21 protein-coding genes, 1 riboswitch and 1 other annotated feature are annotated in these 23,272 nt (G+C 36.0%); of the genes, 14 read left to right on the forward strand and 7 right to left on the reverse strand.

What is annotated here, in order from left to right; translation table 11 throughout:
* Window positions 1-90 precede the first annotated feature (90 nt).
* Window positions 91-2,796, reverse strand: a complete 2,706-nt coding sequence (gene mgtA, locus EUC40_RS06345; protein WP_156574115.1) for a magnesium-translocating P-type ATPase — start codon at window positions 2,794-2,796, stop codon at window positions 91-93.
* Between the two features lie 331 nt (window positions 2,797-3,127).
* A riboswitch (M-box (ykoK) riboswitch) is annotated at window positions 3,128-3,295 on the reverse strand.
* A gap of 184 nt (window positions 3,296-3,479) precedes the next feature.
* Window positions 3,480-3,731, reverse strand: coding sequence for a DUF3932 family protein (locus EUC40_RS06350; RefSeq protein ID WP_156574117.1), 252 nt, complete (start codon window positions 3,729-3,731; stop codon window positions 3,480-3,482).
* A 189-nt stretch (window positions 3,732-3,920) separates the two neighbouring features.
* Here EUC40_RS06350 and rnz point away from each other — a divergent pair, with 189 nt between their 5' ends.
* The 3 genes from rnz (at window position 3,921) to sdaAA (ending at window position 7,039) form a co-directional block, all read left to right on the forward strand.
* On the forward strand, window positions 3,921-4,844 hold the full coding sequence (gene rnz / locus EUC40_RS06355) for a ribonuclease Z (RefSeq protein WP_156574119.1): 924 nt from the start codon (window positions 3,921-3,923) through the stop codon (window positions 4,842-4,844).
* 638 nt (window positions 4,845-5,482) lie between these two features.
* The gene (gene sdaAB / locus EUC40_RS06365) at window positions 5,483-6,142 is read left to right on the forward strand and encodes an L-serine ammonia-lyase, iron-sulfur-dependent subunit beta (RefSeq protein WP_156574121.1); all 660 of its coding nucleotides are present in this window, start codon (window positions 5,483-5,485) and stop codon (window positions 6,140-6,142) included.
* A gap of 18 nt (window positions 6,143-6,160) precedes the next feature.
* Window positions 6,161-7,039, forward strand: a complete 879-nt coding sequence (sdaAA, locus tag EUC40_RS06370) for an L-serine ammonia-lyase, iron-sulfur-dependent, subunit alpha (protein WP_000489466.1) — start codon at window positions 6,161-6,163, stop codon at window positions 7,037-7,039.
* 47 nt (window positions 7,040-7,086) lie between these two features.
* Here sdaAA and proI read toward each other — a convergent pair whose 3' ends face one another.
* A complete protein-coding gene (gene proI, locus EUC40_RS06375) occupies window positions 7,087-7,926 on the reverse strand; it encodes a pyrroline-5-carboxylate reductase ProI (RefSeq protein ID WP_156574123.1) in 840 nt (279 codons plus the stop codon).
* 165 nt (window positions 7,927-8,091) lie between these two features.
* Between proI and EUC40_RS06380 the strand changes: the two genes are divergently transcribed.
* Entirely contained in the window at window positions 8,092-9,045 is a 954-nt protein-coding gene (locus tag EUC40_RS06380) for an MBL fold metallo-hydrolase (protein WP_156574125.1), read from the forward strand.
* Between the two features lie 9 nt (window positions 9,046-9,054).
* Entirely contained in the window at window positions 9,055-9,849 is a 795-nt protein-coding gene (locus EUC40_RS06385) for an SDR family oxidoreductase (RefSeq protein ID WP_156574127.1), read from the forward strand.
* Window positions 9,850-9,879: 30 nt separating this feature from the next.
* Here EUC40_RS06385 and EUC40_RS06390 read toward each other — a convergent pair whose 3' ends face one another.
* A complete protein-coding gene (locus EUC40_RS06390; RefSeq protein WP_156574129.1) occupies window positions 9,880-10,065 on the reverse strand; it encodes a YqzH family protein in 186 nt (61 codons plus the stop codon).
* Window positions 10,066-10,289: 224 nt separating this feature from the next.
* On the opposite strand from EUC40_RS06390, the gene argC reads away from it, so the two are divergent.
* The 7 genes from argC to EUC40_RS06425 all read left to right on the forward strand — a co-directional run bounded on the left by argC (window position 10,290) and on the right by EUC40_RS06425 (window position 16,575).
* The gene (gene argC, locus EUC40_RS06395; RefSeq protein ID WP_156574131.1) at window positions 10,290-11,327 is read left to right on the forward strand and encodes an N-acetyl-gamma-glutamyl-phosphate reductase; all 1,038 of its coding nucleotides are present in this window, start codon (window positions 10,290-10,292) and stop codon (window positions 11,325-11,327) included.
* 10 nt (window positions 11,328-11,337) lie between these two features.
* Window positions 11,338-12,561: a bifunctional glutamate N-acetyltransferase/amino-acid acetyltransferase ArgJ gene (gene argJ, locus EUC40_RS06400; RefSeq protein WP_156574133.1), complete on the forward strand. Its 1,224-nt coding sequence runs from the start codon at window positions 11,338-11,340 to the stop codon at window positions 12,559-12,561.
* Window positions 12,562-12,572: 11 nt separating this feature from the next.
* Window positions 12,573-13,340 (forward strand): acetylglutamate kinase, encoded by a 768-nt coding sequence (gene argB, locus EUC40_RS06405; RefSeq protein ID WP_156574135.1) that lies wholly within the window; start codon window positions 12,573-12,575, stop codon window positions 13,338-13,340.
* The gene (locus tag EUC40_RS06410) at window positions 13,337-14,497 is read left to right on the forward strand and encodes an acetylornithine transaminase (RefSeq protein ID WP_156574137.1); all 1,161 of its coding nucleotides are present in this window, start codon (window positions 13,337-13,339) and stop codon (window positions 14,495-14,497) included. Before argB ends, EUC40_RS06410 begins: the two co-directional genes overlap by 4 nt.
* 12 nt (window positions 14,498-14,509) lie before the next feature.
* Window positions 14,510-15,460, forward strand: a complete 951-nt coding sequence (argF, locus tag EUC40_RS06415; protein WP_156574139.1) for an ornithine carbamoyltransferase — start codon at window positions 14,510-14,512, stop codon at window positions 15,458-15,460.
* A 292-nt stretch (window positions 15,461-15,752) separates the two neighbouring features.
* Window positions 15,753-16,313 (forward strand): DUF2062 domain-containing protein, encoded by a 561-nt coding sequence (locus EUC40_RS06420; RefSeq protein ID WP_156574141.1) that lies wholly within the window; start codon window positions 15,753-15,755, stop codon window positions 16,311-16,313.
* A gap of 58 nt (window positions 16,314-16,371) precedes the next feature.
* A complete protein-coding gene (locus EUC40_RS06425) occupies window positions 16,372-16,575 on the forward strand; it encodes a hypothetical protein (protein ID WP_071713074.1) in 204 nt (67 codons plus the stop codon).
* Between the two features lie 24 nt (window positions 16,576-16,599).
* Here EUC40_RS06425 and EUC40_RS06430 read toward each other — a convergent pair whose 3' ends face one another.
* Both EUC40_RS06430 and EUC40_RS06435 read right to left on the reverse strand, forming a co-directional pair.
* Entirely contained in the window at window positions 16,600-17,046 is a 447-nt protein-coding gene (locus EUC40_RS06430) for a MarR family winged helix-turn-helix transcriptional regulator (RefSeq protein ID WP_000445815.1), read from the reverse strand.
* 72 nt (window positions 17,047-17,118) lie between these two features.
* Entirely contained in the window at window positions 17,119-17,898 is a 780-nt protein-coding gene (locus EUC40_RS06435) for a GDSL-type esterase/lipase family protein (protein ID WP_156574143.1), read from the reverse strand.
* A 361-nt stretch (window positions 17,899-18,259) separates the two neighbouring features.
* On the opposite strand from EUC40_RS06435, the gene cpdB reads away from it, so the two are divergent.
* The gene (gene cpdB / locus EUC40_RS06440; protein WP_156574146.1) at window positions 18,260-20,647 is read left to right on the forward strand and encodes a bifunctional 2',3'-cyclic-nucleotide 2'-phosphodiesterase/3'-nucleotidase; all 2,388 of its coding nucleotides are present in this window, start codon (window positions 18,260-18,262) and stop codon (window positions 20,645-20,647) included.
* Between the two features lie 50 nt (window positions 20,648-20,697).
* On the opposite strand, the gene nhaC is transcribed toward cpdB, so the two are convergent.
* Window positions 20,698-22,071 carry a Na+/H+ antiporter NhaC gene (nhaC, locus tag EUC40_RS06445; protein WP_000253744.1) on the reverse strand — a complete coding sequence of 458 codons (1,374 nt, stop codon included), beginning with the start codon at window positions 22,069-22,071 and terminating at the stop codon, window positions 20,698-20,700.
* 277 nt (window positions 22,072-22,348) lie between these two features.
* Window positions 22,349-22,569, reverse strand: a binding site (T-box leader).
* Between the two features lie 141 nt (window positions 22,570-22,710).
* On the opposite strand from nhaC, the gene EUC40_RS06450 reads away from it, so the two are divergent.
* The gene (locus EUC40_RS06450; RefSeq protein ID WP_071713078.1) at window positions 22,711-23,067 is read left to right on the forward strand and encodes a hypothetical protein; all 357 of its coding nucleotides are present in this window, start codon (window positions 22,711-22,713) and stop codon (window positions 23,065-23,067) included.
* Window positions 23,068-23,272: the final 205 nt, after the last annotated feature.

Genomic DNA, 23,272 nt, shown 5'->3' on the forward strand with positions numbered 1-23,272 from the left:
AGGAGGGGAACAACTGCCCATAAAAGCCCGATTGGTGTGGGCTAATAATCAGTGGGGATGAAAAACCCCCCCACTGATTAAAGCTTCACTTTATAACCAGCTATGAAACTTTTTAATATAAACTTTTTTTAGGAGCTGTGTTAAGAAAGCATAGCCTAATAGTATTCCTACTAACCAAGGGAAATAGCTAAGTGGTAATGCTTGTAATCCAACGGCTGCTCCGAGTGGTGAGAATGGAATGTAAATGCCAATTGCCATAATACAAGCGGTTAATAAAAGAACCGGTGCAGATGCAGTACTTTGAATGAATGGAATTTTCTGTGTTCTTATCATATGAACAATTAAAGTTTGTGTTAGTAATCCAACGACAAACCACCCGGATTGGAATAATGATTGTTCGCTAGCTGTATTTGCACCGAAGACGTTCCACATAACTACATATGTGATAATGTCAAATATGGAACTAATGGGACCGATGCAAATAATGAAGTTCCGTAAGTTTGCGGTATCCCATTTTCTTGGTTTTTCTAAAAACTCTTTATCCATTTTGTCCCATGGAATAGACAGTTGTGAAATATCATAAAGCAAGTTTTGAATTAAAAGGTGAATGGCAAGCATCGGCAAGAAGGGAATGAAGGCACTTGCTACTAACACACTAAATACATTTCCGAAGTTAGAGCTTGCTGTCATTTTAATATATTTCAAAATATTCCCGAATGTAGTGCGTCCTTCTAAAATACCCGCTTCTAATATCATTAAACTTTTTTCAAGTAGAATAATATCGGAAGATTCTTTTGCGATATCAGTTGCAGTGTCAACACATATTCCAACATCAGCCTCACGCAAAGCTACGGCATCGTTAATGCCATCTCCCATATAACCTACAGTGTGTCCGTTTCCTTGTAATACTCGTATAATGCGAGATTTTTGCATTGGATTTAGTTTAGCAAATACAGTTGTTTCTTCGGCTAGTTTTGCTAATGCTTTATCAGGTAAAGCATCGATTTCGTAACCAAGAACAGGCTCGCCGATACTTAATCCAACTTCTTTACAAACTTTTTTTGTCACGATTTCGTTATCGCCAGTTAAAATTTTTACTTGTACACCATGTTTTTGTAATGCTTGAATTGCCGCAGATGCAGATGGTTTCGGTGGATCTAAAAAGCCAATATATCCAGCGAGAATCATATCATTTTCATCTTGTACGACGTATTCTTTATTATTTGTTGGTCTATCTTTTTTATAAGCTACAGCAATAACACGCATACCTTCACTATTCAATGTCTCACTTAGTTGTTTTACATTTAAGCACATGTCATCGCTAAGAGAAACAATTTTGCCATCTACTTCAGTGTAGTTGCAAATAGATAAAATTTCTTCTACTGCCCCTTTACAAACCATTGTATGTTCACCTGAATTGTTTTTCACAATGACAGACATACGCCGACGCGCAAAATCAAATGGAATTTCATCTAGTTTTTGAAAAACGGATGGATCAAATTTTTGGTTTTCTTCTGTATGTTTCATAACGGCTTTATCTATTAAATTTTTCAATCCTGTTTGATAGAAGCTATTTAAATAGGCAAAGTACAATACACGATTACATGTATTACCGTTAGGATCTAAGTGCCTGACAAGTACAACTTTATCTTCTGTTAAAGTTCCCGTTTTATCTGTACAAAGAATATTCATAGCCCCTAAATTTTGAATAGAATTTAGCTGTTTGACAATTACTTTTTGCTTAGACATGTTAACCGCACCTTTAGCTAAATTAGCAGTTACAATCATTGGTAACATTTCAGGTGTGAGACCAACAGCAATAGCGATAGCGAAGAAGAAAGCCTCTTGCCAATCCCCTTTTGTGAATCCGTTAATGAGAAGAACGATAGGTGCCATGATAAGCATGAATGTAATTAAGAGCCAGCTTACTTTATTTACACCTTTATCAAAGCTTGTTTCTACGCGCTTACCGATTACTTTATTTGCTAAAGAGCCGAAATACGTATCGGTACTTGTTGAGATGACAACAGCTTTTGCGCTACCACTTACAATATTTGTCCCCATGAAGCAAAGGTTTTCCATTTCGAGTGGATTGTAATTTTTTTTCGTGCTTTTCGGTAATAGATGTTTATTTTCTGTATGGTAGCAGTTTTCGTATTTTTCAACTGGAAGTGCTTCGCCTGTTAAAGAAGATTGATTTACAAATAAGTCTTTAGCCGATACAATACGCACATCAGCCGGAACGATATCACCGGCTGAAAGTGAAATAATATCGCCAGGTACAAGTTCTTCAATTGGAATTTCCGTTGTATCATTTTGCTTTAAATTCATTAGGTGTTTTGTTTCGTGTAAAAATCCATCTATTCTAAAGACGCTCGCCGTTGTTCGAACCATTGCTTTTAACTGATCCGCAGCTTTTTGGGAACGAAATTCTTGTAAAAAGCGAATCGTCGCACTTAGCATTACCATCACAGATACAACAAGGGTTCCTTGTATGTCATCTGTGAAAAAAGAGAGTGCACCTAGAGCTAATAAAACAAAAATAAACGGATTTTTAAATGCTAATAGAAATTGAACGTACCAAGGCGATGTTTTATTATGAGCGATTTCATTCGGTCCATATAAAGAAAGTCTACGAGACGCTTCTAGTTTAGAGAGTCCATCTTCTGTTGTTTCTAAAATTTGTAAAGTGTTGTTTACATCTTGTGTTGCGATTTCCACCAGTAATCCATTATTTGTTTTCATACAATCTTGATCGTATGAATGCTTTGTTTCTTGTTTTTGTAAATTTAACATTGGTAGTTCCTCCTTTTTCATGAAGGAGGAAACAAGCTGTTACTCGACTATTTAAAATTAGGAGGAACAGTTTCTTTCCTACCTACATGGTGAAATATTAACGTAAAACATATGGGTATCTGGGCCGAATCATCAATTGCCAACTGTTCCTCACCTCCGTACAATTTAGTAGTTTCTGAATATGCTATGTTTGTTTCATAGTAAGGTGCATATATACGTAAAAAGACCTTTACTCAAAACGAGTAAAGGTCTAAATTCGCAGTTAAAAGAGTCCACAACAAATACTGTTAGTAAACATAGATAAAAACAGTTTTTGTGTATGACAAAATTCACGCACCTCTCCCTCGTTGAGTTTTAGCACTGTATAGCATAGGTACTGAAACCAGCTACGTTAAAAAAGGCCTTCATTCCGACCTTTCCTGTTGACCCATTGGCGTCTCTCGACATTTTTGGGCAGCAGCGTTTCTCTATACAGGAGCCTCACCTAACAGAGACCGTATTCAATTACATGTTGAATGTTAGCACTGAAATTTTATAGTGTCAATATATTTTTTGAAAAATCAAACAGGTTTATGGTGGCTATATAGTAGGAAATAAGAGGAGTTTTTTGAAATGAAGTTGGAAAATAAATACTGTAATGAGCATAAATAAAAAGCACTGATTACAGTGCTTTTTATTATAGATTATGAGATTGTAGCATTTTCAAAAATAACAATCTCTGAACGATTTGTTGTTGAAACGCGTTGTGCGTAATATGTTAAAGCTGAAGAAATATAAGTTGGCAACGTCTCATTTGTATGGGATGTTGTATATTCATGGATTAATTCTTTTAAAGTCGTCCATTCTAATTGTGCTGGGTGATCAGACACGAAAGAACTTACCCAGCGATCAAATGAAGATGAAAAATCAGTTTGTAAACGAAATACTTCTTTCATAATAAAACGCTCCCTTAAAATGTAGTATATTTATTTTAGCATAAAACACGAACAATTACTAAGTTTTTTGATCATAATGTTCGTGTTATATAGTTGTCTAGATGATTGGTTATGTAAATTCAATTTGCCATTTGAAATAACATTCCGTAAGATGAGAGATAGATTATATAAAGAGCTGGAGGAAAGAAAGTGGAATTTGTATTTTTAGGAACTGGTGCAGGTGTTCCTTCAAAAGGAAGGAATGTTTCAGCAATTGCTTTGCAGTTGTTAGAAGAACGAGGACAGACTTGGTTATTTGACTGTGGCGAGGCGACACAACATCAAATATTACATACATCTGTACGCCCACGCCGCATTGAAAAAATATTTATTACCCATTTACATGGTGATCATATTTTTGGATTGCCTGGTTTATTAGGTAGTCGTTCGTTTCAAGGAGGGACTACACCATTAACGGTATATGGACCAAAAGGAATTAAACAATTTATTGAAGTAGCATTATCGGTAAGTACAACACATGTCAAATATCCACTTGAAGTTGTTGAGATAGAGGAAGAAGGCACCGTGTTTGAAGATAATGAGTTCTATGTAGAAACGAAAAGATTGTCGCATGGCATTGAATGTCTCGGATACCGTATTGTAGAGAAAGATATACAGGGAGCACTTTTAGTCGATAAGCTCTTAGAAATGGGTGTGAAACCAGGTCCAATTTTTAAACGTTTAAAAGATGGGGAAGTAGTTGAATTAGAGAATGGGACAATGCTAAATGGAAAAGATTTTATCGGTCCGTCTCAAAAAGGGAGAATTATTACCATTTTAGGTGATACACGATATTGCGAAGCAAGTAGAGAGCTAGCACAAGACGCCGATGTACTTGTTCATGAGGCAACTTTCGCAGCAGAAGATGAACAACAAGCGTATGATTATTTTCATTCTACATCTAAGCAGGCTGCGAGTATTGCACTTCAAGCAAATGCGAAACGATTAATATTGACTCATATTAGTTCTCGTTATCAAGGCGATACATATAAGAAATTATTGGAAGAAGCAAGGGAAGTATTTTCTAATACGGAAATAGCAGCGGATTTGAAATCATTCCCAGTAGGAAGATAATAATTTCAATAAAAAAAATGGTGACTTATGTTTACCATTTTTTTATTTTCAAAAAAATGAGTAAGAAACTGTTATCATTTTATAGTTATACTTGTATAATACAGAAGTTTATAATGCCTTGAATATATAGGGTAAAAATACGAAATACCGATTGTTTAGAAAAACTGTTACACAAGAAGATGTACGTACAAGTAATACAAATGAGAAAATAAGATTTTTATTCAGAAATTTTAAAATTCAATAAAAGTAAGCGTTTTATAAAAAACAAGCTATAATGAGGGCACATTATAATTTATTTGAAATACCATTTTTAAAAGAGGTTGGACAATCAGTGGGTAGTCTAGAAGGCATAGTTGTATTTAGTGAGAGGTGTATCTCCTGTTTATGCTATGATTGTAGAGGCTTCTGTGTTAAACTTTGGATTGCTACCAGGCTTAATTGCTGGTTATCTTATATCATTTTAAATGAAAGTAATGCTATGGTATCAGGTATTATTTTAGGATATATTGGTTCACCTTTATTCAAAAACTATCCAATTCGTATAGCGGGGCAAATTCGTGATACGGCTGGAAAAGCAATAGATGCGGTAGCTTAATAGAATGGTAAAAAATTTTCATAGAGGTTTAGGGGGAATTCTGATGAAGTATCGCTCGGTATTTGATATTATTGGTCCGGTTATGATTGGTCCATCAAGTTCACATACAGCAGGGGCAGCAAGAATGGGGCAAGTTGCTCGCCAACTGTTTCGTCATGAACCAGAGAGGGTTAGTATTTCATTATACGGATCATTTGCAAAAACGTATCGTGGGCACGGTACGGATGTGGCGTTAATTGGTGGAATACTTGGATTTGAAACAGATGATTTACGTATTCCAGATGCATTAGACATTGCAAAAGAGCGCGAAATTGAAGTGGAGTTTATTGAAGAAGATGCAAATGCACCTCACCCAAATACAGCGAGAATTCGTTTGTATAAAGGAGAGGAAGAAATTGAAGTTGTTGCATGTTCTATTGGTGGTGGTAAAATCGAAGTGGTAGAGTTAAATGGCTTTGATCTACAATTATCAGGAACGAGCCCAGCACTTCTTATTGTAAATAACGATCGCTTTGGTGCTATTGCATCAGTAGCTTCAATCCTTGCGAAACATGAGATTAACATTAGTACAATGAGTGTTTCTCGTAAAGAAAAAGGAAGAAGAGCACTTATGGTCATCGAAACAGATGAACTGTTAGCAGATGAAGTGATTGAAGAAATAAAAGCGGAACAAAATATATGTCAAGTAACTATTATGGATTAATTGCAGGGGGGACACACCATGTTTCGGAACGCAGCGGAACTAGTGGCGCAAGCTAAAGAACAAAATGTGAAAATCGCAGAAATTATGATTCAATGTGAAATGGAAACTAGAAGTATTTCACGTGAAGAAGTAATTGCTGGTATGGAAAAAAACTTAGTCGTGATGGAACAAGCGGTAGAACGAGGTATTCGTGGCGTAAAATCACCAACTGGTTTAACTGGCGGAGACGCTGTAAAAGTTCAAACGTATATGAACAGTGGAAAAGGCTTATCTGGAGATACGATTTTAGATGCAGTGAGTAAAGCTGTTGCAACAAATGAAGTAAACGCAGCGATGGGAATCATTTGTGCAACACCAACAGCAGGATCTGCTGGAACAGTACCAGGTGTACTGTTTGCTCTAAGAGAAAAATTGCAGCCTACACGTGAAGAAATGATTGAATTCTTATTTACAGCAGGAGCTTTCGGGATGGTTGTTGCGAATAATGCTTGTATTTCTGGTGCGGCAGGAGGATGCCAAGCTGAAGTTGGTTCGGCAAGTGGAATGGCGGCTGCAGCAGCAGTTGAGATGGCTGGTGGAACACAAGATCAAGCAGCTACAGCGATGGCAATTTCATTAAAGAATATGCTTGGTTTAGTATGCGATCCTGTTGCAGGACTTGTAGAAGTACCTTGTGTAAAACGTAATGCAGCAGGAGCTGCGAATGCGATGATTTCAGCTGATTTAGCATTAGCTGGTGTAACTAGTACAATTCCATGTGATGAAGTAATTGAGGCAATGTTTAGAATCGGGCAAACGATGCCAGTAGCACTTCGTGAAACAGCTGAAGGTGGACTTGCAGCAACACCGACTGGTCGTCGTCTGCAAGAAGAAATTTTTGGTAAAGTTAATAATTAAGCGTAATAATAAGAAAACGGAGCTCAAGTAAATTTGAGCTCCGTTTTTTATTTTTCTTTCGTAATTTCTTCTAATGTTTTTCCGAGATCATGTGAGCGTTTCGTTGCCTTCGTAATACATGAAACTAAAGTTTGTTGAAAGTTATGTTCTTGTAACACTTCAATGCCTGCTTCGGTAGTTCCGCCAGGAGAAGTAATTTCCTTTCGCAAAATAGAAGGGTGTTTTTCGCTTGCTTTTAGCATTTCAGCAGCACCAATCATCGTTTGAAGAATAAGTGATTTTGCAACATCTTCTTTTAAGCCTATTTTTTTTGCGGCTTCTTCCATCGCTTCTACTACATAATAAATATAAGCTGGTCCACTTCCGGATAATGCAGTGACCGCATGCATATCATCTTCTTTTACAACAGAGACGAGACCGATCGTTTCAAATAAAGCTATGGCAGTCTGAATATGTTCCGTTGTTGCATGTTTTGAAGGCGAGATAGCAGTAGCTGATTTTAAAATAGCCGCAGATGTATTTGGCATTGCACGAATAATCGGAACGTCTTTTTGAAGTAGATCTCTAATTGATTGAGTAGAAACACCTGCTAATAACGAGATAATAAGCAGATTAGGATTTGTATATTCTTTAAGCGGGATAATGGCTTCGGCAACATCTTTTGGTTTCATTGCTAGAAAAAGAATATTTGCATCAGTAAGGAGTTCTTTTTTGTTATGCGTACCTTTAACACCGTATTTTTTATGTAGCTCCTGTAGCCTTGTTTCGTTAGAACGATTACTTACGGTAATTTGTTCTCCTTTAATAACGTTTGCTTGTAATAAGCCACCAATAATGGCTTCGGCAATGGAGCCTGCACCGAGAAAGGAAATATTTTGAATAGACATGATGTTCCTCCTTAAAATTTATATAGAAATTCTTATAAATGTACATACATTCGTTTTTTTATAGAAAACACCTCTTTTTATCTGAAAATAATGACAAATCAATAGGGAAGTTGTAAACTGAAGAGGTATTCATTTTTGAACCGGAAAGAGACAGGGGGGCTAGGCATGACGGCGATTCACCGAATGGAGATTCCTGTGCCATTTGCAGTTGAAACTGTAAATGTGTTTTTAGTTGAGGGGGAGACATTAACATTAATTGATACAGGGACGAATACAGAAGAGGCAAGGAGTGCGTTAGACAGTCAGTTAGGTGTATTAGGATATACGATAGAAGATATTGAAACAGTAGTGATTACGCATCATCATGCGGATCATTGTGGGCTTTTAAATATATTCTCTGAGAAAACGAAAATTATTGGACATCCTTGGAACGAGCCTTGGATCACGCAAAATCCAGAGTTTTTAAAGTGGTATCATGAGTTTTTTAGAGAGACAGCTTTGCAATTTGGTGTTCCAGCAGCATTTTTGAAAGACGAGGCGTTATTGACGACAAGGACATTGAAATATTCTTGTAATAGATCGTTAACGCATACTGTGAGAGAGGGAGATCGTATTGATTCTTTACCTGGGTTTACAGTAATTGAAACACCAGGTCATGCTTCCACTCATATTTCATTATATAGAGAATCTGATGGAATATTAATTGGCGGAGATGCTCTCATTAGTCATATTTCTTCAAATCCAATATTAGAACCACCATATGAAGGGCAAACAGAAAGGGCACGTCCGTTATTACAATATAATCAAACATTACAGCGGTTAAGCGAAATGAATATTTCACGTATTTTATCAGGGCATGGTGAAGATGTTCTCAATGTGAAACAACTTATTGAAACGAGATTACAAAAGCAAGAAACACGTGCATTTAAAGTGCTTGAGTTATTAAAGGAAAAACCAATGACAGCATTTGAAGTATGTGTAAAACTATTCCCGGTATTATATAAGGAACAATTGCCACTTACTATTTCAGAAACGGTTGGACAATTAGACTTTTTAGCATATAATCAACAAGTGATGATTGATGAGTCTTCGCAACAATTGATTTATTATGCAAAGTAGGTGACAGCAATGACGGGACGTTTACAAAATAAAGTAATCGTCATTACAGGTGCTTCTAGTGGAATTGGAGAGCAAGTTGCAATGCAAGTTGCAGAGCAAGGGGCAACTCCAGTATTAATGGCGCGAACAGAAGAGAAGCTACAAGCGTTAGCAGAACAAATTAAAGCAAATTATAATACGCCTTGCTATTATTATGTATTAGATGTAAGTGAAGAGACAAAGGTACAATCTGTCTTTTCAAAGGTATTACAAGAAGTGGGACGTATTGATATATTAGTAAACAATGCGGGATTTGGTATTTTTAAAACGTTTGAAGAAGCGTCAATGGATGAGGTAAAGGATATGTTCCAAGTAAATGTATTCGGTTTAGTGGCTTGTACGAAATCAGTTTTACCGTATATGGTAAAAAGGAATGAAGGACAAATTATTAATATCGCTTCGCTTGCTGGAAAAATTGCAACTCCAAAGTCGAGTGCTTATGCAGCGACGAAACATGCCGTATTAGGATTTACAAATAGTTTACGCATGGAATTATCGAATACAGATATTTGTGTGACAGCAATTAACCCAGGTCCGATAGATACGAACTTTTTTGAAATAGCTGATCAATCAGGTACATATGTGAAAAATATGGGACGTTACATGTTAAAACCAACATATGTAGCAGAACAAATCGTAAAATCGATGCATACGAAAAAACGTGAAGTAAACTTACCGAAGTGGATGGGAATTGGTCCGAAACTTTATGCATTATTCCCAGGTTTATTTGAACGCGTAGCAGGTAAATCATTAAGTAAAAAATAGGAGGTTTCCATCTGGAAACCTCCTATTTTTTTATTTTCCAGTCACATAATCGTAAACGATATCCTCAACTGCTTCGTATACATCAATTTTAGTATTTGAATGAATTATCGTTTGAATATGTTTAATAAGCATTTCCTGATCTTCTTTTGACACAGGATTGCATTGATATTGTTGAAAACTTTTTATAATCATTTTCTCAAGTAATTTTTCATTCATGTTTTTCCCCGCCTGTATGTATACATGTATTATTTTATTGTACTTGAAGTGAAATGAAAATACTATCATACATCATTTTTGTATAAAAATTCGAATTTATATATTGTTTTTCTAGTAAAATTAAGATTTTAAAGTTTTTAAAATTTATAAATATTTAATTGACTCTATAAATATACAATATTATAATCATACTTAATTTAAAGAATTGATTTGAGGAGGAGCATATGAAAGTCGCGATTATTGGAGCAACTGGGTATGGAGGTATTGAGTTAATTCGGTTATTAGAGCAACATCCATATTTTTCGATAGCATCTCTCCATTCTTTTTCGCAAGTTGGCGAATGTATAACAAATGTATATCCGCATTTTCAAAATGTTCTTGTTCATACGTTACAAGAAATTGATGCGGAGGAAATAGGGAAGGGAGCGGAAATTGTATTTTTAGCAACCCCAGCAGGAGTATCAGCAGAGTTAACTCCAAAATTATTAGCAGTAGGTTTAAAAGTAATTGACCTATCTGGAGACTTTCGTATGAAAGATCCTTTGATATATGAACAGTGGTATAAAAGGGCAGCTGCAAAAGAAGAAGTTCTTAGGGAAGCTGTATATGGGTTAAGTGAATGGAGAAGGTCCGAAATTCAAAATGCAAATTTAATTGCAAACCCAGGATGTTTTGCTACAGCAGCATTATTAGCGATATTGCCGTTAATGCGTAGCGGCATGATTGAAGAAGATTCCATTATTATTGATGCGAAATCAGGAGTATCTGGAGCAGGCAAAACGCCAACAACGATGACTCACTTTCCTGAGTTATACGATAACCTGCGTATTTATAAAGTAAATGAGCATCAACACGTTCCTGAGATTGAGCAAATGCTTGCAGAATGGAATAGGGAAACGAAACCAATCACGTTTAGTACACATTTAATACCGATATCACGGGGGATTATGGTTACACTTTATGCGAAAGTAAAACGAGAAATGGAAATAGAACAACTTCAAAATTTATATGAAGAAACGTATGAACAATCGGCTTTTATTCGAATTCGCAAGCATGGAGAATTTCCAAGCCCAAAAGAAGTGAGGGGCTCAAATTATTGTGATATGGGGATAGCTTACGATGAAAGAACTGGAAGCGTGACAGTCGTTTCTGTTATAGACAATATGATGAAAGGTGCAGCTGGGCAAGCGATTCAAAATGCAAATATAGTAGCGGGACTAGAAGAGACAACAGGTTTACAACATATGCCGCTTTATCTATAAGGGGGACATAATGATTAAAGTAGAGTCTATTACAAAATTAGAAAACGGTTCAATTGTAACGCCGAAAGGCTTTTCGGCAATCGGTACTGCAAGTGGATTGAAAAAGGAGAAAAAGGATTTAGGCGCAATCGTTTGTGATGTACCAGCGGCAAGCGCAGCTGTTTATACGACAAATCAAATACAAGCAGCTCCCCTGCAAGTAACGAAAGAGAGTATAGAGGCTGAGGGGAAATTACAAGCTATTCTCGTCAATAGTGGAAATGCAAATGCTTGTACAGGAATGAAAGGATTACAAGATGCATACGAGATGCGTGCATTAGGGGCGGAACATTTTGGGTTGAAAGAAAATTACGTTGCAGTAGCTTCAACGGGTGTAATTGGTGTTCCTTTACCGATGGATATAATTCGGAAGGGAATTGCAACTCTTATCCCGGCGAAGGAAGAAAGTGAAGCTCATTCTTTTTCTGAAGCAATCTTAACGACGGATCTTATAAAGAAAGAAACTTGCTATGAGATGATTATTGATGGGAAGAAAGTGACGATTGCTGGTGTTGCTAAAGGTTCAGGGATGATTCATCCGAATATGGCAACGATGCTAAGTTTTATTACGACAGACGCTTATATAGAGAATGACGTATTGCAAACAGCATTATCACAAATAACGAATCATACATTTAATCAAATTACGGTGGATGGAGATACTTCTACAAATGATATGGTCATCGTTATGGCAAGTGGATTATCAGAAACGAAGCCAATCAATATGGAACATACAGATTGGGAAACTTTCGTATTTGCTTTACAGAAGGTATGTGAAGATTTAGCAAAAAAAATTGCGCAAGATGGAGAAGGGGCTACGAAGTTAATTGAGGTGAATGTGCAAGGTACGAAAACGAGTGAAGAGGCAAAGAGAATTGCAAAGCAAATAGTCGGTTCGAGTCTTGTGAAAACAGCAATACATGGTGAAGACCCAAACTGGGGGCGAATTATTAGTAGTATGGGACAAAGTGAAGTAGTTATTAATCCGAATACAATTGATATTGCTCTTCAATCTATATCGGTTTTAAACAATAGTGAGCCTCAATTATTTTCTGAGGAGGAAATGAAAAAGAGATTACAAGAAAATGAAATAGTCATTGATGTGTATTTACATTTAGGAGACGAAAAGGGATCAGCTTGGGGCTGTGATTTAAGTTATGACTACGTGAAAATAAACGCTTGTTATCGTACGTAAGGAGAGAGAAGATGAGTGATTATATTGTAGTGAAATGCGGCGGTAGCATGTTGGATCGATTAAATGATGTGTTTTTTGATTGTATAAAGAAATTGCAACAAAAGTATAAGGTAGTGATTGTTCATGGTGGCGGCCCAGAAATTGATGCTAAATTAAAAGATTGCAACATCAAAGTAGAAAAAAGAAATGGTTTACGAGTGACACCAAAAGAAGTTATGGATGTTGTTCAAATGGTGCTATGCGGAAGTACAAATAAAAAGTTTGTAATGAATTTACAAAAGCATAATTTACTTGCGGTAGGGCTTTCAGGGTGTGATGGTAATTTACTTCAAGTTCAACCTGTTGGCGCAGAGATAGGGTATGTAGGAGAGGTAAGTTATGTAGAAACAGCCGTATTAAAAGGATTAATAAATATGAATTATATTCCTGTTATTGCTCCGGTCGGGATACATGGTAATGAAATTTATAATATAAATGCAGATAGCGCTGCAGCTGGGATTGCGGTCGCACTATCTGCAAAAGAACTCATTTTTATTACAGATGTAGATGGGATATTACATGAAGGGAATTTGATAAAGAAAGCGGATGAATCTGAAATTGTTACTTTTATAGAAGAAGGGATCATTACAGGCGGGATGATTCCGAAAGTACAGGCAGCACTTACATCATTAAAAATGGGAGTACAGAAGGTTAGTATCGTAAATGGTACAAAGGATTTTACTAAAGTTACAGGAGAGTGTATTGGAACGACGGTAACGAAAGGTGTGAGTATAGTATGACAAGTCATCTTTTTCAAACGTATGGAAGACGGGATGTTGAGTTTGTAAAAGGAAATGGAACGAAGGTCATAGATAAAAATGGTAAGCAATATTTAGATTTTACATCGGGTATTGGAGTGTGTAATTTAGGACATTGTCATCCTACTGTTGTAAAGGCAGTAAAAAAACAACTTGGAGACATATGGCATATATCTAACTTATTTACGAATTCCTTACAAGAAGAGGTTGCATCGTTATTAACAGAAAATACAGCATTAGACTACGTATTCTTTTGTAATAGCGGGGCGGAAGCAAATGAAGCGGCTTTGAAGTTAGCTCGTAAGCATACTGGAAAATCTCTCGTCGTCACATGTGAGCAATCGTTCCACGGCAGAACATTTGGAACGATGAGTGCAACAGGGCAAGATAAAGTGAAAAAAGGATTTGGGCCATTGCTTCCGTCGTTTTTACATATCCCTTTTAACGATATACAGGCGTTAGAGGAAGTAATGAATGAAGAGGTAGCGGCGGTAATGGTAGAAGTTATACAAGGAGAGGGCGGGGTAATACTTGCTGATCCATCCTTTTTGAAAGAGATTGAAAAACTATGTAATAGGTACAATGCTCTCTTTATTATCGATGAAGTACAGACGGGGATAGGAAGAACAGGAACGTTATTTGCTTATGAGCAGCTGGGAATACAGCCTGATATCGTTACTATTGCAAAGGCACTAGGAAATGGTATTCCTGTTGGAGCGATGATTAGCCAGAAAGAACTGGGTACTTCCTTTGTTGCTGGATCACACGGTTCAACTTTCGGTGGGAATTATATTGCAATGGCTGCGGCGAAAGAAGTATTGCAGTTAAGCAAAGAAGTGGCGTTTTTAAAAGATGTACAGGAAAAAGGCGCGTACGTATTAGCGAAATTGAAAGAAGAATTGTGCAATGCTGAATGTATTAAAAATATTCGTGGTAAGGGCCTTATGATTGGAATTGAATGTAAGCAAGAAGTTGCGAGTTTTATAGAACAATTAGAAAAAGAAGGGCTACTCGTATTACAAGCAGGTCCTAATGTTATAAGACTATTACCACCACTTATTGTAACGAATGAAGAGCTAGAACAGGCAGTATATATGATAAAAAAAGTAGTTTGTACAAAAAAAGTATCAATCATATAAGGGGGAAGTTCCATGTCAACTGTACAAGTACCGAAATTAAATACGAAAGATCTTTTAACACTAGAAGAACTGACGCAAGAAGAAATCATTTCAATAATTGAGTTTGCCATATATTTAAAAAAGAATAAGCAGGAGCCTTTATTACAAGGCAAAATATTAGGGCTTATTTTTGATAAGCATTCAACTCGTACTCGCGTTTCTTTTGAAGCAGGAATGGTACAGCTTGGAGGACATGGAATGTTTTTAAGCGGGAAAGAAATGCAAATTGGAAGAGGGGAGACTGTTTCAGACACTGCAAAAGTATTATCACATTATATTGATGGGATTATGATACGTACATTCTCACATGCAGATGTAGAAGAGCTGGCAAAAGAATCAAGCATTCCTGTTATTAACGGATTAACAGATGATCATCATCCTTGTCAGGCATTGGCGGATTTAATGACGATTTATGAAGAAGTGAATACATTTAAAGGAATTAAATTGGCTTACGTAGGTGATGGGAATAATGTATGTCATTCATTGTTATTAGCGAGTGCAAAAGTCGGAATGAATATGACTGTGGCAACGCCTGTAGGGTACGAACCAAATGAGGAAATTGTAAAAAAAGCATTAGCGATTGCAGATGAAACAGGGGCTGAAATTGAAATTTTGCATAATCCTGAATTAGCGGTACATGAAGCAGATTTCATTTATACAGACGTTTGGATGAGTATGGGGCAAGAGGGAGAAGAAGAGAAATATACGTTATTTCAACCGTATCAAATTAATAAAGAACTTGTTATGCATGCGAAACAAACGTATCGTTTCTTACACTGTTTACCTGCTCACCGTGAAGAGGAAGTAACAGGAGAAATTATAGATGGACCGCAGTCTATCGTCTTTGAACAAGCTGGTAATCGATTGCATGCTCAAAAAGCGTTATTAGTGAGTTTATTTAAAAATGTAGAGGAGCCTTCCTAAAAGGGAGGTTTTTTTATGTTGAAATGTCGGATGTATATTTAGTTAATTATTTCTATATCATTTATAATAAAAAGAGAAAACTAATTTTATCCCGCTTTAATGGGCAGTAAGACCCCCGCCTCAAAATTCAGCGAAAGCAAAGAAGTTGGGTGGGGGATCAACTGCCCATAAAAGTCCGATTGGTGAAGGCTAATAATCAGTGGGGGATGAAGAAAACCCCCACTGATTAAAGTTTCACTTTATTTTTCATATGATGTAAGGACATACTAGGTATAAAAATATAGTTAAAGAGATGATGAATTTGAAAACAACTAAGAAAACATATTCGTTTTTTCATCGAATGTGGAGAATATTAAAGTATCAATATTATAAGTTGCTTCGGTCGCCAGAAGGAGCGAAGAAAGTATCATTAGGGTTTGCTATTGGCTTTGGTTTAGAAATGTTAGTAATTTATACGGCATCACTCGTATATTTAATATTTTATCCAATCGTCAGGTTAGCGAAAGGGTCTTTTCCAGCAGCAGTCATTGGTAATATTATTGGGAAGATATCGTTTCTCCCAGTATTTTTATTTCCGCTTGCTTATGCATTAGGGAAAATGATTTATCCGTTTCCGCTGGAGAAACTACATCATAAACCATTTACAATATCAGATTTGTTTTCGAGCCATATTTTTACGATATTAAAGAGTTTATTGCAGAGTGAAGTGTATGTATTAATTGGAATGACGATTTTAGGGGCGGTGTTTGGTACTATTTCATATTTCGTTGTGCATTATTTATATGAGAAGAACCGGAAGTTACGTTTGAAGAAAAGAAAGAAACGAGTGCGAGAACCACTTGTGCAAATATAAAGAGTGTCACATTCATTTTCTCCTTTGAATATGTTTAAGAAAAAGGAGGGAAGCATGAATGTATTATTACGTACCTCAAGTATATCCATATGTAAATTATTATCCTGTATATGATATGAGTAGACAATACGAATGGTATCGACAACAACAATTGCAGCAATTATCACAAATACCACAACAACAGCCTACGCAGGAACAAAAACCATATTTAACAACATGGCCATATTCAAATGTATACTATGGTAATTATTACGAATCATAAAGCTGCTTCTATTTAGAAGCAGCTTTATGCGTTTGTTTTCAAAATTAAATTTTGAATGGTTTGAAGAGAATGAATGAGCTTCTCACGCTCTTCCTCAGATAATGTTTGGAAATTTTCTTTTAGTTTGTCTAAAATGAATTGCTGATACTGATTTACTAACAATTTCCCTTCACCTGTTAGGGAAATTAAAATGACCCGTCGATCTTTTTCGCTATAATGACGCTCTATTAGTTCTTCTTGAATCAGTTTGTTTAATAGAGGTGTCATATTAGGCCGTGAAATCGCTAGCCGCTTGCCGATTTCGGAAACTGCTAATGTTTCATTTTCATGCAAAAGCAGTAATACTTGTGTATGTGATGGCGGCATATGTCTTTGAGAAGAAAATTCTCCAGGAAGCATAAATTTGCGATAAAAAAGAGGCACTAGCGAAAGAAGATGATCAACAATACGTTCCCACTCGCGTGATTCCATATAAAGGCCCCCTTCCACTATCATTGTAACAAAAAAGGCATGTTATAAAAATAGAATTGTTTCATGGAAACTTTAATATTTGTAAGCTAACACTTTTTTTGTAAATGAATTGGCAATAATCGTATAGCCAGTATCATTAGGATGTACTTGGTCAAATAGTAAATCTTTTTTATCATTCGATATTAATTTACGAATTGGTAAAACGATAGATGGTTGATTTGCTTTTGAAATGGAATAAACGGAGTCATTCCAGCCATCTAAAAACATATCTGCATAACTTGCGATAGAATCATCGAGTTGTAACGGGTTATAGAGTTCAGAGAGGATGAGTAAAGCATCCGGATTTTGATCTCGAACTGTTTTTACAATATCTTTTACATCCGCTTCAAAATGAGCTTTTTCTTTATTTAACATTTTAATGCCATCTATAACACCAACATCACGATTTAAACGGAATAAATTATTTCCCCCAATATTAATTGTAATAATATTTGCAGCTTTAATCTTTTGTTTTACATCTTCTGATTGAACTTTTTTAACGAGACGATCTGTTGTAAGACCGTTTATGCCAAGGTTTTCTACTGTAATTGGTTTATGAATTTGTGCTTCTATTTGCCTAGAGGCTAATTCAGCAAACCCACCTTGCGTTGATCCATAACCTTTAGCGAGTGAATCACCTAATACGAGGTGATAAAAGGAATCGTTTGTTTGCTTATCAATCCAACTTGGAGCGGATGTTTTTGTTGTTTTCTCTTCGGTTTCGTTTTGTTTTGTCTCATCGTTCTTCTCAAAATAAGAATAAGAAATGATTAGAAGGAGGAGACAAACAATTGTTAAGATGACTTTTTTCATAAATTCATCCTCCTTGTAATTGGTAATTGTATCATATTCAGCAGTATTAACAATGTAAGGGCATATTATATATCTATGAAAAGTTTACAATAACTTTACAGAAAATTTGTAGAAGTATGTCAAAAAATATTGACGATATGAAAGGACATTATATATGATAATGTCAGATAAGGTAAAACTACGCTTAGTGGGAACTCTATTTCCCGTTAATAGTTAGTCTTCAGTTATCAAGTTTTTGTGGGTACTACCCGTTAAAGCAGAATGAAATAAAAATCGAATCTCTACTAGAAGAAAAAAGATATGAGGTTAGAGATAGAGGTTTATTTCATTATATTGGGTAAGTGTATAAGGGGGATTTTTTGTGAAAAAGTCAAAAAAAATGCTAGCTGGAGCAACTCTTGCTATTGGTGTAATGGCGCCGCAAGTATTGCCAACAACAGCTCATGCGGATGAGAACAACGGGGAGAGCACGGTTAACTTACGAATTCTAGAAACATCAGATATTCATGTTAACTTAATGAATTACGATTATTATCAAACGAAAACAGATAATAAAGTAGGTCTCGTGCAAACTGCAACGCTTGTTAATAAAGCACGTGAAGAAGCGAAGAACTCTGTCCTATTTGATGATGGGGATGCATTACAAGGGACACCGCTTGGAGATTATGTAGCGAATAAAATAAATGATCCGAAGAAGCCTGTGGATCCTAGTTATACACATCCATTATATCGTTTAATGAATTTAATGAAGTATGACGTCATCTCTCTTGGGAATCATGAATTTAACTACGGTTTAGACTATTTAAACAAAGTAATTAGTAAAACAGAGTTCCCAGTTATTAACTCGAACGTCTATAAAGATGATAAAGATAATAATGAAGAGAACGACCAAAATTACTTTAAACCATATCATGTTTTTGAAAAAGAAGTAGAAGATGAATCAGGGCAAAAACAAAAAGTGAAAATTGGCGTAATGGGATTTGTTCCACCTCAAGTTATGAACTGGGATAAAGCAAATTTAGAAGGAAAAGTTAAAGCAAAAGATATAGTTGAAACAGCGAAGAAAATGGTGCCAAAAATGAAAGCAGAAGGTGCAGATGTTATCGTTGCACTAGCGCATTCCGGTGTTGATAAGAGTGGATACAACGTTGGTATGGAAAACGCGTCGTATTATTTAACAGAGGTTCCTGGTGTAGATGCAGTATTAATGGGACATTCACATACAGAAGTGAAAGATGTATTTAATGGTGTTCCAGTTGTAATGCCTGGTGTCTTTGGAAGTAACTTAGGTATTATTGATATGCAATTGAAGAAGGTAGACGGAAAATGGGAAGTACAAAAAGAGCAATCGAAGCCGCAACTTCGTCCGATTGCTGATAGTAAAGGAAACCCATTAGTACAATCTGATCAAAAATTAGTTAATGAAATTAAAGATGATCATCAAGCGACAATTGATTATGTGAATACAGCTGTAGGAAAAACGACAGCACCAATTAATAGTTATTTCTCATTAGTACAAGATGATCCTTCTGTACAACTTGTGACAAATGCACAGAAATGGTATGTAGAAAAGTTATTTGCTGAAAATGGACAATATAGCAAATATAAAGGAATTCCAGTTTTATCTGCAGGCGCACCATTTAAAGCAGGTGGCCGAAACGGTGCTACATATTATACAGATATTCCAGCTGGAACGTTAGCAATTAAAAACGTTGCAGATTTATATGTATATCCAAATACGTTATATGCTGTAAAAGTAAATGGGGCACAAGTGAAAGAATGGCTTGAAATGTCTGCAGGTCAGTTTAATCAAATCGATCCAAAGAAAACAGAAGAACAGCCATTAGTAAATATAGGCTATCCTACATATAACTTCGATATTTTAGATGGCTTAAAATACGAAATTGATGTAACACAACCGGCGAAATACGATAAAGATGGAAAAGTTGTAAATGCAAATACGAATCGTATTATAAATATGACATATGAAGGTAAGCCAGTAGCTGACAATCAAGAGTTCATCGTCGCTACAAATAACTATCGTGGAAGTAGCCAAACGTTCCCAGGTGTAAGTAAAGGGGAAGTTGTATACCAATCACAAGATGAAACACGTCAAATCATTGTGAAGTATATGCAAGAAACACCAGTTATTGATCCGGCAGCAGATAAAAATTGGGCGTTTAAACCGATTGTTGCAGATAAACTAAATACAACATTCGATTCTTCACCAAATGCACAAAAGTATATAAAGAAAGATGGGAAAATATCATATGTTGGACCATCTGAAAATGAATTCGCTAAATATGCAATTGATATAACGAAGAAGAACGATGATAAGGAAACTGGTGGAGAGAATCCAACGACGCCACCAACAGGTGAAGGTAATAACGGAGAGAATCCAACGACGCCACCAACAGGTGAAGGTAATAACGGAGAGAATCCAACGACACCACCAACAGGTGAAGGTAATAACGGAGAGAATCCAACGACACCACCAACAGGTGAAGGTAATAACGGAGAAAATCCAACGACACCACCAACGGATGAAGGTAATAATGGAAATAACGCAGGAAATGGACAAACTACGACGGACAATCAAAATACAAAAGAAACAACTGTAAGTGAAAATAAAGAAGAACGTGATTTACCGAAAACAGGTACAAGTGTTGTTTCTACAATTGGAGCAGGCTTGGCGTTTGTTGGAGCGGGATTCCTTCTGTTATTTAGAAGAAAGAAAGCAAATAGATAGTAGAGGAATATAAAAAAGGATTACCGATTGAGGTAATCCTTTTTGCTATATTATGAAACTGGCACTGCTTTTTCTTTCTTCCATGAAAGGCCAAATCCAGTAAATCCAACGATAATCGTTAAGACTGGGCAAGCTAAACAGAAGATTGCGTATGGAAGGTAATCGAATGTTGGAACGCTAAGGACGTTTGTTAAGAATACGCCACTTACACCCCATGGTACGAGCGGGTTAATAACTGTACCCGCATCTTCTAATACGCGTGATAAATTACGACGTTCTAAACCAACTTCATCGTATTTGTTAGCGAATGCTTGTCCTGTTAAAACGATGGATAAGTACTGTTCACCAAGTAAGAAGTTTACACCAATTGCAGTTGAAGCAGTAGAAATAATTAAGCGTGTACTATTTTTTACGAAGCTAGAGATAATATTCATCAGCTGTGTGATTATACCCATGCCTTGTAATAATCCTCCCATACAAAGAGCTAGGAAAATAAGAGCAATTGACATCATCATACTTTGTAAACCACCGCGAGATAATAAGCTATCAATATCTTTAATACCAGTTTTAGAAACGTAACCGTCTTGCATAATTTTCATTAAATCAGCTAAAGAAGTACTAGGGTTAAAAATAAAGAGAATAATGATTCCTACTACGATTCCAGCAAGTAATGTTGGAACTGCCGGAACCTTTTTAAATGCGAATAGGAATAGTAATAAAATTGGAATGAGTGTAACGATAGAAATCGTTGCGTTTTTCTCTAATGTGCTAATAAAGTTTGTGAAGTCAACGTCTCCACCAGTACCGCTTCCTAAAATGAAAAATGCGATAAAAGCAATAATGAAAGCCGGAACTGTTGTCCAAAGCATGTTACGAATATGCTCAAATAAATCTACACCCGTTACCGCAGGAGCTAAGTTTGTTGTATCAGATAAAGGAGACATTTTATCTCCAAAGAATGCACCAGAAATAATTGCACCAGCAATAAGAGCTGGATCGTATCCAAGGGCAGTACCCATTCCCATAAAGGCAAGTCCTACTGTTGCGGCAGTTGTAAAGGCACTACCGATACTTGTTCCAACAATTGCACAAACAACAAAAACTGTAGGAACGAAAATTTTTGGAGAAACAAGTTGGAAGCCGTATACCATTAAAGTTGGAATTGTTCCAGCTGCGATCCAAACACTAATTAATACACCTACAAGTAAGAAAATAAATATAGATGGAATACCAGCGGAAATACTACTTATCATTCCTTTTTCCATAGTAGACCAAGAGATTTTTTTCATAAATCCAAATGCTAATAAAAGAACGATACCAAATAAAATTGGGATATGTGGTGAAACTTCTAATTGGATAACACTAAAACCAATACAGAAAAAAATAAATAATGTTAAAAGAACAGATTCAATTTTTGAAACCATTGTTTTCCCCTCCTAAATAATCTAAAATAGCTCTTTTTTATATAAAATTCGCCAATATTGTTTATTTCCTTCTAAAATTTAGAATTTTGTGACAAATTACCGGTAATTGTCAATATCTCAATATGATACGGAAATGATTGGATAAAAAAACGTCCCTGCATATAATTATGCAGGGACGAAGAAATCGCGGTACCACCCTAGCTTGTGAAATGAATGTATCACAAAATAAAGGGTCATATGATATGCGCTAATAAAATAAAAACGCCCCTGCAATATATGCAGGGACGAAAAATTCGCGGTACCACCCTAAATTGTGAAACAGTGTCGTTTCACCACTCTTTAGACATAACGGTCTATAACCGTCTTTCACTACTCCTTACGTTTCGTAAAAGAAGCTCCAGGGGGTAATTCATAATTCGCTCTGTACTGGTTCGCACCGACCACCAGCTCTCTGAAATCAGAAATCGAAATACTACTAAATCCTATCAACGCCGATTCATATGATGTTAGTTAAATTTTTATCATATATTCGTCTTACATGTCAATAAAAATGTTCAAATTTTTTTTAGGGAAATAAAGGAGAAAGGTTTTAATACTGTGAAAACGTGCGTTATAATGAATTTGAAAGGGGAGGAAAGAGTGAAGAAAAAAATAATTCTTTTTACCACCTTACTAGTCGTTGGCGGAAGTGCTGGAATTTACACAGCTTTTGCAGCTGAATCAGAGCAGTTGAAACAAAAGCAAATACAGCAGTCAGAAGTGAAGAAAGTGAAAGAAACTGAAGAGAAGAAGTCGATGGAGAAAGCAGCTACGAAACTAGGAGTTTCTACTGAGGGAAAAACAAAAGAAGAGATTACGAAAGAAGTAAATACAGCAAGATTTGAGCAGCGCCATGATTTATTAATTGAGCATGCGAAGCAACTTGGAATTGATACAGAGGGAAAAAAAGATGAAGAGATTATTTTAGAAATTGGAAAGATACAACATGGAAAGTAGAACAACTTATCTTATGATAAGTTGTTCTTTTTTAAGAACTGCTTGATTTAAAAATAATTGACAGCCTTTCGGATTTAATGTTAACTATATTTATAAACTAGTTAACATTAGGGGTGGCAATTGTGACTGTTAATAGTAAAACGACTGAAAAATCATCTTATACATATGAAGAATTATCGGAGAAAAATAAAGCTTACGTATGGCA

Origin of the sequence: Bacillus luti, assembly GCF_009739945.1 — a bacterium.
GTDB classification, from domain to species: Bacteria; Bacillota; Bacilli; order Bacillales; family Bacillaceae_G; genus Bacillus_A; species Bacillus_A luti.